Genomic DNA, 14431 nt, shown 5'->3' with positions numbered 1-14431 from the left:
TTTGGACCTGACGCCGAAAATATGTCCCCGATATCGGATAAAATTGCAAATGTCCGCCATGTAAGCTACAATAGAGGCAAGATCCCGGGGCCTGGCCCGGTTGTTTTTGTTTGGGCCAGGCACTGCATCTAAGTAGTCGGTCTGCGGCCTGGCTTTTCGTCCGGGCCTTCACGGTGAGATGCGTAGATAGGGGGTACATATGGCGACAAGCGCACAGAGGCGGCAGGAAATAGCGGCGGGCGTGTGGGACGATCTTCTGCGGACCTTGTATGGTTCGTCGGAGGCGGTACTGGCCCGGCAGCGAGCGCGCTGGTGCGCGGCGCTGACGGACTTTGAGCGCTATTTTGGTCCGGGACGGCAGGTGCATTTGTACACGGCGCCCGGCCGGGCTGAGCTGGGAGGCAACCACACCGATCATCAGCACGGCTATGGCCTGGCGGCGGCGGTGAACCTGGACCTGGTTGGGGTGGTGGCCCGGAACGAGGACAATTATATCCGGGTCAAGTCCTGGGGCTTCAACAAGCTGGACGTGGTGGATCTGGATGAGCCCAATCCCCAGGCGTCGGAGTCCACCCATTCGGCCAGCCTGATCCGCGGCCTGGCGGAAGGGTTCCGCACCCAGGGAAAGCAGGTGGGCGGCTACGACGCCTATACCACCAGCGATGTGCTGCGAGGCTCGGGGCTGTCCAGCTCGGCGGCCTTTGAAATGGCGATGGGCGCCATGATGAACGAGGAATTTGAATGCGGCCTGACCCCCATTCAGGTGGCACGGCTGGGACAGTATGCAGAGAATATCTATTTCGGCAAGCCCAGCGGGATGCTGGACCAGCTGGCCAGCGCTCTGGGCGGCGTCATCTTTGCGGACTTTGAAGATCCCGCGTCGCCCCGGGTGGAGAAACTGCGGGCCAAGGGCCAGATGCCGGATGGAATGGTGCTCTGTGTCACCGATACCCGGGGCAGTCACAGCGAATTGACCGCGGAATTTGCCGCCATCCGCCATGAGATGGAAGCAGTGGCTGCCTGCTTTGGCTGCAACGTGCTGGGCGAAGTGCGGGAGGCGGAATTTTGGGCCCGGCTGCCCGAGGTGCGGGCAGCCTGTGGAGACCGGGCCTGCCTGCGGGCGATGCATTTCTTTGAGGAAAACGCCCGCACCCTGGCCGAGGACCGCGCCCTGCGGGCCGGGCAGTTTGGTCGCTTTCTGCACTTGGTGGGGGAGAGCGGCCACGCCTCATTTGCCCTGTGCCAGAATGTCTACTGTGCTTCCACGCCCGCCCGGCAGGAGCTGTCGGTGGCCCTGGCCCTGAGTCAGCATCTGCTGGAAGGAACCGGCGGGGCATGGCGGATGCAGGGAGGCGGATTTGCCGGCACCATTCAAGCCTTTGTGCCCAGAGAGTGCCTGGAGCGCTATTGTGCAGCCATGGAGGGCGTTTTTGGCCCGGGCAGCTGCCATCTGCTCACCCTGCGGGAACAGGGCGCGGGCCGTGTGCTCTGAGATATTCTATTTATAAAGAAGGCGAGCCCTGCGTTTCGGCGCGGGGCTTGCTTTTTGCAGCGTGGTCTGTTAGGATGGACCGTACAGGGGAGGGGAGAAGATGAAATCCATGCTTTTGGTGCGGCCGGCTCCGGAGTATGCTGAGGCCATCGCTGACTTTCGCCGGGAATATCTGGACGCCGGCAGCCGGATGGATGGCTGCGGTCCGCTGCGCCGGATGGAAGACCCCATGGACTGGGTTCGTTACTGCCGGGCCTGGGACACCGATGGACCCTTGCCGGAAGGGGTGGACTGGGTGCGCTCCACCCAGTTTTTGTACATTCGGCCGGAGGATGGAAAGATGGTGGGCACCATCCAGGTGCGGCACAGGTTCAATGCCTTTCTGGCCGCCTATGGCGGGCATATCGGCTACTCGGTCCGCCCCTCCGAGCGGAGGAAAGGCTACGCCGCCCGGATGCTGCGGGACACCCTGCCGTTCTGCCGGCAGATCGGCCTGGAAAAGGTTCTGATCAGCTGCCGGACCGACAATGTGGGCAGCCGAAAGACCATTCTGGCCAATGGCGGAGTCTATGAATCCACCGTCTTTGTGCCGGGCCGGGATGAAGAATTGGAGCGCTATTGGATTGATCTAAATAATTTCCCAAAATCCGAAAATTGTGATTGACAATTTGTCCTGGGCTTGGTATAATGAATTGCTGTCTGTAAAGACGGCCCCGCGAAAGAAGGTCTTTTGCGGATCCTTGGCCTCATTGGAGGCCCTTAAGTCCAAAAGGAGGTGCACAAAAATGGCAAAGTACGAAACCATGCTGATTACCACCGCCACCCTCGACGAGGAGGCTACCGCCGCTCTGGTCGGTAAGTTCAAGACCCTGATCGAGGCCAACGGCACGATCGATTCCATCGACGAGTGGGGCAAGCGCCGTCTGGCATACCCCATCAACGACGAGAACGAGGGCGTCTACACTGTGATTAACTTCACCAGCGAGCCCGACTTCCCCGCCGAGCTGGACCGTGTGTACAAGATCACCGAGGGTGTCATGCGCTCTCTGATCGTTGCAAAGGAAGACTAATTCCACCGGGTACAAGGAGTCCTGTCTTATGTTGAATGTTGTTGTCATCATGGGCCGCCTGGTGGCGGACCCCGAGCTTCGCACCACCACCAACGGGATCAATCTGGCGCGGTTCCGCATCGCATGCGACCGCAGCTACTCTCGTCAGAGTGAGCAGCGTCAGACCGATTTTCTGGACGTTGTGGCCTGGCGCCAGCAGGCGGATTTCGTCTGCAAATACTTCCAGAAGGGCAGCCTGATCATCATTGAGGGCAGCATCCAGACCCGTCAGTACCAGGACAAGAGCGGCAACAACCGCACTGGTGTGGAGATCGTGGCCAACAACATCAACTTTGGCGGTCCCAAGAACTCCGGAACCAATGGAGGCGGCTCGGCATATCCTGCCAGCCAGCCCCGCTCGAACGCTCCGTCTGCCCGTCCGTCCTCCATTGAGGCGGTCCCCAGCTATTCGGCAGGGGATACCGATGACTTCGCCGTCATCGACGACAGCGACGATCTGCCGTTCTGAGCGTCCATCTCGACTGAAAAATTCAAACAGGAGGTAAACCAGCAATGGCTTTTGAGAAGAACGAAGGCTCTCGCCCCGCACGTCCCGTGCGCCGCGGCCGCAAGAAGGTCTGCAGCTTCTGCGTCGATCGTATTGACGAGATCGATTACAAGGATGTTGCTCGCCTGCGCAAGTATGTTTCTGAGCGTGCAAAGATCATTCCCCGCCGTGTGACCGGCACCTGCGCTTATCATCAGCGCGCCCTGACCGTGGCCATCAAGCGTGCTCGTCACGTTGCTCTGATGCCCTACGTCAGCGACTAATCGCTCACAACCCCAGTTCAAAACAATCAGCAAATCAGCAATCAGCAATGAACGCCGCCCGTTTCACGATGGGCGGCGTTTTTCTGTGATTTGCAGTGACAGCAAAAAGCCCATCCCCGGTCAGGGGATGGGCTTTGTCTATCTGCGACGGAATCAGGCGCTCACAGGGTCTTGCAGAACTCCTTGAGGTAGGCCCGGAAGGCCTCGCCGATTTCGGGGTGCTGAAGGGCCATTTCTACCTGGGCCTGCACCACACAGAGCTTGTTGCCCATATCGTAATGCTTGCCGGTGAATTCCACGGCGGTCATGCCGCCCTTGGTGCGGGCGAATTCAGCCATGGCGTCGGTCAGCTGGATTTCGCCGCCGGCACCCGGCTTGGTGGCCGCCAGCAGGGGATAGATCTCGGGAGTCAGCAGCACCCGGCCGAGAATGGAATAGTTGCTGAACTCCTGGCCCTTTTTGGGCTTTTCGATCATGTCGTCCACAAAGAAATAGTTGTCCCGGATGGGAGTGGTCTTGAGGCTGCAATAGCGGCTCACATCCTCCCAGGGCACTGCCGAGACGCCGGCGGCCGGACGGCCAAAGGTTTCATAAGCGCGGATCAGCTGGGCACAGACGGGGTCTTCGCCCACGATGACATCGTCGCCATAGATGACCACAAAGGGATCGTCTCCGGTGAAGGGCTGCGCCATGCTTACGGCGTGGCCCAGACCGAGGGTCTGCTTCTGGCGGACAAAATAGATGTTGGCCAGATTGGCAATGCCGAGGCATTCCTCCAGCATTTTTTCCTTGCCGGGGGCAGCCAGTTTGGCTTCCAGCTCGGGGCTGCGGTCAAAGTGATCTTCGATGATGGTCTGGCCGCGGCTGAGAATGATCAGGATGTCGGTGATGCCGGAGCGGACCGCCTCCTCCACCAAATACTGGATGGCGGGCTTGTCTACAATGGGCAGCATTCCCTTGGGCATGGCTTTGGTGGCGGGCAGCACCCGCGTGCCCAGACCGGCCGCAGGAATGATGGCTTTTTTGACAGCTTTCATAAGGGACCTCCTTCGGTATTTGAGTGGATGAATATCACAGCAGCAGAGAAGTCACTGCCTCAACATTGGGGCCCAGCAGCAGGCTGAACAGAGCGCCTGCCACGACCATTGCGGTAAACACGCCCACCACAGCGGCCCAGCTGACGCCGCCCTGGGCGCGCAGAACAGCTTCCCGCTGGGCTTTCTCGGGGAACTCAGCCTCGATGCGGCGGATGCGCTCCGCGGCGGAGCGGCGGTACAGATACTTGGCGAACATACCGCTGAGAACCATCACCACAAAGCTGAGGATGGATGCAATCTGCGCCAGCAGGATGAGGGTGGAGGAGCTGATGGCGGGGGCGAGAGAACTCTCGCTGAGGACCAGCAGTTCCAGCAGAGCGGGCAGGTTCAGGAGCAGATCCACCGCCAGGAAGGCGAAAGCCGGCTTCCAGGCTTTGCGGTAGAAGAAATACAGCGGGCCGAACAGAAGGGCCGAGAAACAGACCGAGCTCTTGCGGCCGTACCGCTGCATCCGGGCAAATTCCCGCAGGTAGGCAGGGCTGGCCGGGCCGATGTAGGTGGCCCAGTCGTCCCCGGAAATTCCGTCGATGGGCTCCACGGCGCTGGCTGCGCTGGACTGCCAGGTGCCGCCCTGGGCCTCCTGATAGAGGCGGGCGTAGTTGAAGCCGCCTCCGGCGGGCTGCTGGGCCTGACGGGATGCGTCCACCCGGGGCGGGGGAGTCTGCCCGTTGTCAAAGAGATAACCGCAGTGGCTGCACCGGGTAGCGGATTCGGGGTTGGGCGCGCCGCAGTTGGGGCATTTGTGCTCCGGCCGGGCCGAAGCAGGGGGCGTCCATTCAAAGGAACCGTGTTTGTCAGCGTAGACACAGGCGCCCTGATTCTCGTAGCACACCCGGTGATAGGGTGCGCCGCAGTCGGGACAGACGACAATATCGTCCGTATCGGTCAGAGGTTTGCCGCAGACCGAACAGGGACAACCGGTAAATTGATACATAAAAGCCTCCGGATTCAAGTGATATTGTAAGCTTAGTATACTCTCTATGCGTAGAAAAGAAAAGCTAAAGTTTCAAATTCCGGCTTTTGCCGCTGATTTTGAAAGAATGATCGGCAAAAACCAGAGTCTCCTCGCCTGCAGCGGCCTGGAATGGGCCTTTACCGCGGGCAAACGGCGGGGCAGAGCATGGGGATGCTCTGTAGATAGGGCCATTATAGCACGAAATCTTGAAAAAACTAAAAACAAATCCCGGATTGCGTTTGAATTTTTAAAAAAGAGGGGCCTGTCTGACGGCCTCTGACGCGGAAAAGGCGGCCGGGACGCCGCAGCGGATGGGGACGGGAAATTCTGCGGCCCGGAAAATTGACAGCGCCCGCCGCGCCGTGCTATCCTTACATGGAACAAGAGGAAAAGGGAGGCGGAACCAAGATGGACGAGCGCTATCTCCGGGCGGTGGAAATCGATTGGAGCAAATTGCCGCGGGATTCCTGGCTGAGGGACATTCCGGCCCTGCGTCAGCTGGGACAGCTGTGGTTTGACCACAACATCACCCTTCTGGCCGGAGAAAACGGCACCGGCAAGTCCACTCTGCTGGAAGGAATCGCGGTAAACTGCGGCTTCAACCCGGAGGGCGGTACCATCAACTATCGGTTTTCCACCTTTGACGAGGGAGACGGGCCGGCGCAGGCCATGCGGGTGTCCAGAGGGTTCCGCCGGCCGCCCTTCGGCTATTTCTTCCGGGCAGAGAGCTTTTTCAATGTGGCCAGCCAGGCGGAAGTCTACCGCAACAGCGGCCTGGGGCCGGTTCCCAAAGAGATCTATTATGAACGCTTTGGGGGAAAAGCCCTTCATGAGCAGTCCCACGGAGAGAGCTTTCTGGGGTGGTTTCAGTCCTGCAATGAACAGGGTCTGTACCTGATGGACGAACCGGAGGCGGCGCTCTCGCCCCAGCGTCAGCTGGCCCTGCTGGTGCAGATGGTTCGGATGGCCCGGGCGGGGGCGCAGTTTGTGATTGCCTCCCACTCGCCGATTTTGCTGGGCGCGCCAGATGCCCGGATTCTGTCCTTTGACGAGACCGGCGTCCACCCCTGCACCTATGAAGAAACCGGAAGCTACCAGCTGACGCGGCTGTTCCTGGAGAATCGGGAACGGCTGATCGAACAGCTTCTGCGGGAGGACGAGGAGGATGTATGAGAGACCACGAGATTGATTTGTGCGGAGCCGAAAACGGCGGCCGGAGCCCGGAAATGCCCTTTTTGGAACGGGATGCCGCCTTTTCGTTCCGGTGTGCCGGCTGCGGCGGATGCTGCCGCGGGCGGGAGGACATCGTCCTGTCGGGATATGACCTCTACCGGCTGTCCCGGCGTCTGGGCCTGCCGCCCAAATTGACCGCCCGGGCCTTCTGCAAAATGTACATTGGAACGGTCAGCCACCTCCCGGTGCTCCGGCTGATGCCGGTCAAAGAGGAACACAATAACTGTCCCTTTTTCACCGAAAACCGCTGCGCCGTCCATGAAGCCCGTCCACTGGTCTGCGCCCTCTATCCGCTGGGGCAGGAAATCAGCCCGGCGGGGGAGGTGCGGTATTATTTCCAGGCCACCCGGTGCGGCGGCCCGGTCCATCAGGCGAACCTGACGGATTATCTGGAAGGCCAGGGGATTGCCCAGCGGGAACCGCTGGACATCCGATGGGCCCAGTGCTGTATGGCCCTGGAACAGGAAGCTCCGGCCTGGGAGCAGACGCTCCACCCGGTGGTGCTGCGGCGGTTTCAGGCAAAACTGGGGGAGGCTCTCTATTACCGCTACGATTTGAACCGTCCCTGGCTGGAGCAGCTGGAAGAAAATCTTGCCTGGCTGAAAGAGGAGCGGACCCGACTAGAAAAGATGCAGCAGAGCATTCATCGAAAAAAGTGATGGATAAATTCGATACAATCGATAATTGGGGCGCTTCAGGAGAATAAATCTCCGGCTCTCGTCTTGTAATCCATGGGAAAGTGTGCTATACTTCACAAGCGTAAAGCAGTTCACACGTGTGAAGTGAAAGGGCGGCCTTTGAGCGGCTGGTTTCCTGCGGGTCCTGTTCCCCGCGGCACACGCAGTATAAGATAGAGGAGAGTTTTGTTATGCGTAAGATTTCCCGTCGTTCGTTCCTGGCTGTTTCTGCGGCTGCTGCAGCTGCCGGCATCCTGTCGGCCTGCGGTTCTTCTTCGTCTTCCACCGCGGCATCCACCGCTTCGTCTGCCGCTGCTTCGGCAGGTTCGGCCGCATCGGCCGCATCGGGTGAGAGCTATACGGTGGGCATCTGCCAGCTGGTGGAGCACGAGGCGCTGGACGCCGCTACCCAGGGCTTCCAGGATGCCCTGACCGACCAGTTCGGCGACGCCGTCACCTTTGACCTGCAGAACGCGCAGAACGATACGGCCACCTGTGCCACCATCTGCAACGGCTTTGTCTCGGCTGGCGTGGACCTGATTCTGGCCAATGCCACCGCCGCCCTGCAGGCCGCACAGGCCGCCACCGCCGATATCCCCGTCCTGGGCACCTCCATCACCGAGTACGGCGTGGCCCTGGGTCTGGATGACTTTGACGGCACCGTGGGCGGCAACATTTCGGGTACTTCCGACCTGGCTCCCCTGGATGAGCAGGCCGCTATGATTCTGGAGTGGATGCCGGAGGCCAAGACCGCTGGCCTGCTCTACTGCTCGGCCGAGGCCAACAGCCAGTATCAGGTGGATGTGGTGCAGGCTGAGCTGGAGGCTGCCGGCCTGACCGTCACCCAGTATCCCTTCTCGGATTCCAACGATCTGTCCTCGGTCTGCCAGCAGGCTGCCGCCGACAACGACATCCTGTATGTTCCCACCGATAACACCGTCGCCGCCAATACCGGTATTGTGGACGGCATCTGCCGCCCCATGAAGAAGCCGGTCTTCGCAGGCGAGGAGGGCATCTGCAAGGGTTGCGGCGTCGCCACCCTGTCCATCAGCTACTATGACCTGGGCTACACCACCGGCGAGATGGCCGCCCAGATCCTGACCGGCGAGGCGGATATCTCCACCATGCCCATCCAGTACACCAACGTCACCAAGAAGTACAACCAGACCATCTGCGATGAGCTGGGGCTGACGGTTCCGGAGGGGTACGAGGCCATCGAGGCGTAAATCCTCTTTCTTAAATCAAACCAGACGGGGAGAATGGGAAGCCATCCGCCCCGCCTTTTGCGTACACGACCGTCGGGGCGTTTTTGCTCCGGCGGTCGCGGGCACATTTACGGTTTTTGTTCCGGCGCCGCCGGGCAGGGAAGATCCGGCGGAACTACGTAAAAATGAGGAGGAATTGTTTTGGAAGTCTTAGCGAGACTGGCAAATCTGCCCGGCGCTCTGCCGGGAGCCTGCGCGCAGGGCCTGATCTGGGGTATTATGGCCATCGGCGTGTACATCACTTATCGCATTCTGGATGTGGCCGACCTGACGGTGGACGGCTCTTTCGGTACCGGCGGCGCGGTCTGCGTCATGGCTCTGCTGGCGGGCTGCAATATCTGGGTGGCCCTGCTGCTGGCTCTGGTGGCAGGCCTGCTGTGCGGCCTGGTCACCGGCCTGCTCCACACCTTTATGGGGATCCCGGCGATTCTGGCCGGCATCCTGACCCAGTTGTCCCTCTACTCCATCAACCTGAAGATTCTGGGCAAGGCCAACCAGTCCATCAACGTGGATAAGTACAACCTGCTGATCTCTCTGCGCTGGGTCAAGGAATGGGCCCTCCGCAACCCGGTGTTTATGGTCATCCTGATTACGGCGGTCCTGATCGGGGTTCTCTACTGGTTCTTCGGCACCGAGCTGGGCTGCGGTATCCGCGCCACCGGTTCCAATCCCAACATGAGCCGCGCCCAGGGCATCAACACCAACTTCAATATCGTTCTGGGCCTGATGGTGTCCAACGCGCTGGTGGCGGTGTCGGGCGCTCTGCTGAGCCAGTACCAGGGCTTTGCAGATGTCAGCATGGGCCGAGGCGCCATCGTCATCGGCCTGGCTGCCGTCATCATCGGCGAGGCCATCTTTGGCCGGATTTTCCGCAACTTCGCCCTCAAGCTGTTTGCGGTGTCCATCGGCGCCGTGATCTACTACATTGTCATCCAGCTGGTTCTGACTTTGGGCTTTGATGCCAACCTGCTCAAGCTGCTGTCGGCTGCTGTGGTTGCCATCTTCCTGGCAGTCCCGTACTGGAAGGGGAAGTACTTCTCCAAGCCCGTCCCCAAAAAGGTTCAGAAGGAGGACGAAACCCATGCTTGATATCCAGAACATTTCCAAGACTTTTAACGCAGGCACCGTCAACGAAAAGACGGCCCTGGACCATCTCTCCCTCCATCTGAACGAGGGCGACTTCGTCACCGTCATCGGCGGCAACGGCGCAGGCAAGTCCACCATGCTGAACGCGGTGGCTGGTGTCTGGCCGGTGGATACCGGCAAAATTATGATCAACGGCACCGATGTGACCCGCCTGGGGGAACATCAGCGGGCCAAGTACATTGGCCGGGTGTTCCAGGATCCCATGACCGGCACCGCCGCCACCATGCAGATCGAGGAAAACCTGGCCCTGGCTGCCCGCCGCGGCAAACCCCGTACCCTGCGGGTGGGCATCACCAAAAAGGAGCGGGAGGAATACCGCGAGCTGCTCAAGACCCTGGACCTGGGCCTGGAAGACCGCCTGACCGCCAAAGTGGGCCTGCTGTCGGGCGGCCAGCGCCAGGCGCTGACCCTGCTGATGGCCACCATGACCCAGCCCAAGCTCCTGCTGCTGGATGAGCACACCGCCGCTCTGGACCCCAAAACCGCCCTGAAGGTGCTGACCCTGTCGGCCAAGCTGGTGGCGGAGCACAACCTGACCACCCTGATGATTACCCATAACATGAAGGACGCCATCAAATACGGCAACCGCCTGATTATGATGCACGAGGGCCATATCATCTACGATGTCAGCGGCGAGGAAAAGAAGAAGCTGAAGGTAGCCGACCTGCTGGCCAAGTTCCAGACCGCCAGCGGCGATGAACTGGCCAATGACCGGATGATTCTCTCCTGATAAAATCGAGGTTCTTCCATCTGCTGAGAAAACGCCTCCGCATGCAGAACAAACGCTGCATCCGGGGGCGTTTTTCTGTTCTGAAAAGGCCGCAGTCTTATGTACCTCCTGCGGCCGGACGGTGCCGTGAACGTCTGGAGGAGTCTGCATGCTGACCACAAAAACAGTATCGGCAGGACTGACCACACCGAGGAAAGCCCATAACACCGCCTCCTGCTGAGACAAGGGAAAACAACAAAAACGCCCGCCGGGTTCCAAGCGAGGGTCCGTGCGGGCGTTTTTGCATGTGTTTTCAATCAGGAGGAAGCAAACGTAAGATCAGGCCAGCAGCAGATTGCCGATCCGGCTCATGGGACGGTTTACCTGCTTGGCGGTCATGCCCACAAAGAGAGCGGCGGCGATGGTGCCTTCCCGGACGCCGGCCAGCGTGTGGAGGAACAGGAAGGACAGGACAACGGCAATGACCACCAGAGAGCAGTCTACCGTGATTTTGGCCTTGGCAAAGGGGAGTTTGGTGGTCTTGCACAGGGCCAGAGCGACGCCTTCGCCCGCCATGGTGACCACGTCGGCGGTGACCTCAAAGCTGACGCCGATGCCCACCAGCAGGATGCCCAGAACACAGAACAGCCACTGCTGCCAGTAGGCGGCGGGGACAATGGGGGACAGAACCCAGACCGCCAGGTCGGTCAGATAGCCAAAGGCGATGGCCACCGGCACCTGAATCAGCTGCACCAGCTCAAACTGGCGGCGGAGCAGGAGAATCTGGAGCAGCACCAGGAGGCAGTTGATCAGGATGGTGGTTTCGCCCACCGTCATGGGGACAATCAGACTGAGGACATAGGGGACGCTGGAAACCGGCGAGGTGCCCAGCCCGGCCTTGATTGAAAAGGCCACGCCAAAGGACATGATGAGCAGACCCACCAGCAGGGTCAGATAGCGGCGGACCAGATTGTTGAGGGATCGTTTCTTCACGTGGGATTCTTCCTTTCTCGATTCAATGCTTCGCATACGTCAGCCAGCATGGCACACAGCTGGGCGCACTGCTCTTCAGACAGGAGAGCGGCGGCGGCCTGATCGGCCTGGCGGAAGGCGAGATCCATGGCCTGTGCCACCTCCCGGCCGTGGGGCGTCAGGGTGACGTACAGGGAACGCCGGTTCCCCTCGTGCCGTGCGCGGGCGATCAGCCCGTCCCGCTCCATCCGGCCCAGAATGGTGCCGGCGGTGGCGGGCTCGATTTCACAGTAGTCGGCGATGGACTTCTGGTTGGACTCGCCGGTCTGCAGAAGGAACTCCAGGATTTTGGGCTGGCCGGGGGAAAGCCCCAGCTCGGAAGCCCGGGCCAGGACATCCCGGTTCATGGCGGACTGAGCACGCAGCAGCAGGCGGTGGAGAGGTTCGTTGGTCATAGCTCTACCTTCTTTTTGAATAATAAGCTCGCTTATTGTGTCGAAGCTTATAATAAGACTTCTTTCACAATTTGTCAAGATCTTCCTGCAAAGAAATATACCAAACAAAAAGGCCCCGCCGCTTTTTTGAAGCGGCAGGGCCGGAAAAGATTCGATTCAGCGGGAAAGCTTGCGGGCAATCCAGATGCAGACGCAGGCGCCCACCACCGAGACGACGAAGTCGCCCACGAAGCCCACAGCCCGCAGGCCGATGAGCCCCAGCAGGAAGCTGCCTACAACGCCGCCCAGCATACCCAGAACAACGTTGCGCAGGGCAGAAGTGTAGCTGCCCATCAGACGTCCGGCCACATAACCGGCCAGAGCGCCCACAAGCAGGCTGAAAATCATCGAAAACAGAGAAATAATCATGGTTCAATCCTCCTGAATGGCTGTTATGACTGGGCTTCCGCCTGGTTGGCCTGGGCGGTGCGGCAAATGTCTGCCAGGCAGCATTTTTCGCAAAGAGGCTTGCGGGCGTCGCAGACGGCCCGGCCGTGGTAGACAAACCGGTGGCACAGATCGCTGCCCTCCTCGGGAGGGATGATCTGCCACAGAAGCATTTCCACCTTCTGGGGTTCCTTGACGTTGTCCACCAGGCCGATCCGGTTGGACAGGCGGATGCAGTGGGTGTCGGTGACAATGGCGGGCTTGCCAAAGACGTCGCCCATGATGAGGTTGGCGCTCTTGCGGCCGACGCCGGGCAGTTTCAGCAGCTCATCAAAGGTGGTGGGAACCTGGCAGTTGTATTGATCCCGCAGTACCCGCATGCAGGCCGAGATGTCCCGCGCTTTGGAATGACCCAGGCCGCAGGGCTTGACGATGGCTTCGATTTCCTCCGGCTCGGCGGCGGCCAGAGCGGCCACATTGGGATATTTGGCAAAGAGATCCTCCACCACCACGTTGACCCGGGCGTCGGTGCACTGGGCGGCCAGCCGGACGCTGACCAGCAGCTGCCAGGCGTGGTCGTAGTCCAGGCTGCAGGCAGCGTCGGGATATTCGGCCTTCAGCCGTTCAATGACGGCCAGGGCCAGTTCTTTTTTGGCCGCAAGTTCTGCGGCGGACATCTGTTTTTTGGGCATGGGGGCCACCTCCTGGAAGCTGTTGCTGTGATGATATCACGTTTTGAGGATTTTGTAAATATTTCGCACTGTGACTGGGTGCCCTTGTCCTTTCCAGTAAAATGCTGTATAATAATCGTAATCGTTCGCACTATTGAAAACCGGTATGGAAAGGTGGTTTGTTATGCGGGAACCTTTGGCCCAGCGCCTGCGGCCCAAGACTCTGGGGGATGTCTGCGGCCAGCAGCATCTGCTGGCCCCGGGACGGGTGTTCCGGCGCACCATCGACAGCGGGCATATTCCGAATATGATTTTCTATGGTCCCTCCGGTACCGGCAAGACCACCGTGGCCCGGATCATCGCCGAAAACAGCGGCATGACCCTCCACAAACTCAACGGTACCTCCTGCGGCACCGGGGACATCAAGGCGGTGTTTAAGGACATTGGAACCCTGGCCGGGGCAGGGGGGATTCTGCTCTATCTGGATGAGATTCAGTATCTCAACAAAAAGCAGCAGCAGAGCTTGCTGGAGTGCCTGGAGGACGGGACGGTCACCCTCATCGCCTCCACCACCGAAAACCCCTATTTCTACATTTATAATGCACTGCTCTCCCGCTGCACCGTCTTTGAATTCAAGAGCCTGACTGCGCAGGACATAGAGCGCGGAGTCCGCAATGCGGTGTCCCGCCTGTCGGAGGAAAGTCCGGTGACCATCACCGACGAGGCGGCCCAGTATCTGGCCGAGAGTGCCGGCGGCGATATGCGAAAAGCGCTGGGAAGCCTGGAATTTGCGGTGGCCGCCGCGGAAAACGGGCCGGATGGCAAAACCATCACCCTGGAAATGATCCAGCAGGTGACCCGCCGCACCGCCATGCGGTACGACAAGGACGGCGACGAACACTACGACATCGTCTCGGCCTATCAGAAGTCGATGCGGGGCTCCGACCCCGATGCGGCCCTGCACTATCTGGCCCGGCTGCTGGAGGCAGGGGACCTGCCGTCGGCCTGCCGCCGCCTGATGGTCTGCGCCTGTGAGGATGTTGGGCTGGCCTACCCGCAGATTATTCCCATTGTCAAGGCGGCGGTGGATGCGGCCAATATGCTGGGCCTGCCGGAGGCACGGATTCCTCTGGCCGACGCAGTCATCCTGGTGTCCACCAGTCCCAAGTCCAACAGCGGCGAGGCGGCCATCGACGCAGCGCTGGCGGACGTGCGGGCGGGCCGCACCGGTCCGGTGCCCCGCCAGCTGCAGAACAAACATTTCGACGGGGCCGACGCCCTGGTCAAAGGGCAGAACTACAAGTATGCCCAAGCCTATAAAAACCACTGGGTGGAGCAGCAGTATCTGCCCGACGCCATCAAAGACGCCAAATATTACACCTACGGAGACAACCGCTCGGAACAGGCCGCCAAGGCCTACTGGGCCAAGATCAAAGGGGAAGGGTAAAGGGGG

At 60.1% G+C, this 14431-nt stretch carries 17 protein-coding genes; 11 read left to right on the top strand and 6 right to left on the bottom strand.

Going from position 1 to position 14431, the window contains the following annotated elements; genetic code table 11:
• Window positions 1–199 precede the first annotated feature (199 nt).
• The 5 genes from B5G28_RS01850 (at window position 200) to rpsR (ending at window position 3372) form a co-directional block, all read left to right on the top strand.
• Window positions 200–1492, top strand: coding sequence for a galactokinase family protein (locus B5G28_RS01850; RefSeq protein ID WP_087245865.1), 1293 nt, complete (start codon window positions 200–202; stop codon window positions 1490–1492).
• 100 nt (window positions 1493–1592) lie between these two features.
• Entirely contained in the window at window positions 1593–2156 is a 564-nt protein-coding gene (locus B5G28_RS01845) for a GNAT family N-acetyltransferase (protein WP_087245863.1), read from the top strand.
• A 121-nt stretch (window positions 2157–2277) separates the two neighbouring features.
• A complete protein-coding gene (gene rpsF, locus B5G28_RS01840; protein WP_087245861.1) occupies window positions 2278–2562 on the top strand; it encodes a 30S ribosomal protein S6 in 285 nt (94 codons plus the stop codon).
• 28 nt (window positions 2563–2590) lie between these two features.
• Window positions 2591–3070 (top strand): single-stranded DNA-binding protein, encoded by a 480-nt coding sequence (locus B5G28_RS01835; protein ID WP_087245859.1) that lies wholly within the window; start codon window positions 2591–2593, stop codon window positions 3068–3070.
• Between the two features lie 44 nt (window positions 3071–3114).
• On the top strand, window positions 3115–3372 hold the full coding sequence (gene rpsR, locus B5G28_RS01830) for a 30S ribosomal protein S18 (protein ID WP_087228743.1): 258 nt from the start codon (window positions 3115–3117) through the stop codon (window positions 3370–3372).
• A 161-nt stretch (window positions 3373–3533) separates the two neighbouring features.
• Here the strand turns inward: rpsR and B5G28_RS01825 are convergent, their stop codons facing one another.
• Both B5G28_RS01825 and B5G28_RS01820 read right to left on the bottom strand, forming a co-directional pair.
• Entirely contained in the window at window positions 3534–4409 is an 876-nt protein-coding gene (locus tag B5G28_RS01825) for a UTP--glucose-1-phosphate uridylyltransferase (RefSeq protein ID WP_087245857.1), read from the bottom strand.
• Between the two features lie 34 nt (window positions 4410–4443).
• A complete protein-coding gene (locus B5G28_RS01820) occupies window positions 4444–5403 on the bottom strand; it encodes an RING finger protein (protein ID WP_087245855.1) in 960 nt (319 codons plus the stop codon).
• A gap of 429 nt (window positions 5404–5832) precedes the next feature.
• Here B5G28_RS01820 and B5G28_RS01815 point away from each other — a divergent pair, with 429 nt between their 5' ends.
• From B5G28_RS01815 to B5G28_RS01795, 5 genes are all read left to right on the top strand, one after another.
• Window positions 5833–6597 carry an AAA family ATPase gene (locus B5G28_RS01815; RefSeq protein WP_087245853.1) on the top strand — a complete coding sequence of 255 codons (765 nt, stop codon included), beginning with the start codon at window positions 5833–5835 and terminating at the stop codon, window positions 6595–6597.
• The gene (locus B5G28_RS01810) at window positions 6594–7316 is read left to right on the top strand and encodes a YkgJ family cysteine cluster protein (RefSeq protein ID WP_087245851.1); all 723 of its coding nucleotides are present in this window, start codon (window positions 6594–6596) and stop codon (window positions 7314–7316) included. Before B5G28_RS01815 ends, B5G28_RS01810 begins: the two co-directional genes overlap by 4 nt.
• A 209-nt stretch (window positions 7317–7525) precedes the next feature.
• Complete coding sequence (locus tag B5G28_RS01805) at window positions 7526–8560, top strand: ABC transporter substrate-binding protein (protein ID WP_087245849.1); 1035 nt, start codon at window positions 7526–7528, stop codon at window positions 8558–8560.
• Between the two features lie 180 nt (window positions 8561–8740).
• Complete coding sequence (locus B5G28_RS01800) at window positions 8741–9688, top strand: ABC transporter permease (protein WP_087245846.1); 948 nt, start codon at window positions 8741–8743, stop codon at window positions 9686–9688.
• Entirely contained in the window at window positions 9681–10475 is a 795-nt protein-coding gene (locus B5G28_RS01795; RefSeq protein ID WP_087245844.1) for an ABC transporter ATP-binding protein, read from the top strand. The genes B5G28_RS01800 and B5G28_RS01795 overlap by 8 nt, the downstream gene beginning before the upstream one ends.
• 318 nt (window positions 10476–10793) lie before the next feature.
• On the opposite strand, the gene B5G28_RS01790 is transcribed toward B5G28_RS01795, so the two are convergent.
• The 4 genes from B5G28_RS01790 to nth form a co-directional block, all read right to left on the bottom strand.
• A complete protein-coding gene (locus B5G28_RS01790) occupies window positions 10794–11447 on the bottom strand; it encodes a DUF6198 family protein (RefSeq protein WP_242967432.1) in 654 nt (217 codons plus the stop codon).
• The gene (locus B5G28_RS01785; protein ID WP_087245840.1) at window positions 11444–11881 is read right to left on the bottom strand and encodes a MarR family transcriptional regulator; all 438 of its coding nucleotides are present in this window, start codon (window positions 11879–11881) and stop codon (window positions 11444–11446) included. The genes B5G28_RS01790 and B5G28_RS01785 overlap by 4 nt, the downstream gene beginning before the upstream one ends.
• Window positions 11882–12037: 156 nt before the next feature.
• Window positions 12038–12289, bottom strand: coding sequence for a GlsB/YeaQ/YmgE family stress response membrane protein (locus tag B5G28_RS01780; protein ID WP_242956705.1), 252 nt, complete (start codon window positions 12287–12289; stop codon window positions 12038–12040).
• A gap of 23 nt (window positions 12290–12312) precedes the next feature.
• Window positions 12313–12999 (bottom strand): endonuclease III, encoded by a 687-nt coding sequence (gene nth, locus B5G28_RS01775; protein WP_087245838.1) that lies wholly within the window; start codon window positions 12997–12999, stop codon window positions 12313–12315.
• Between the two features lie 163 nt (window positions 13000–13162).
• On the opposite strand from nth, the gene B5G28_RS01770 reads away from it, so the two are divergent.
• Window positions 13163–14425, top strand: coding sequence for a replication-associated recombination protein A (locus tag B5G28_RS01770; RefSeq protein ID WP_087245836.1), 1263 nt, complete (start codon window positions 13163–13165; stop codon window positions 14423–14425).
• Window positions 14426–14431 lie beyond the last annotated feature (6 nt).

This window comes from Faecalibacterium sp. An77, assembly GCF_002161315.1.
Lineage (GTDB): Bacteria > Bacillota > Clostridia > Oscillospirales > Ruminococcaceae > Faecalibacterium.
The sequence above is the reverse complement of the archived record's forward strand: the minus strand, read 5'-3'. Positions and strand labels throughout refer to the sequence as shown.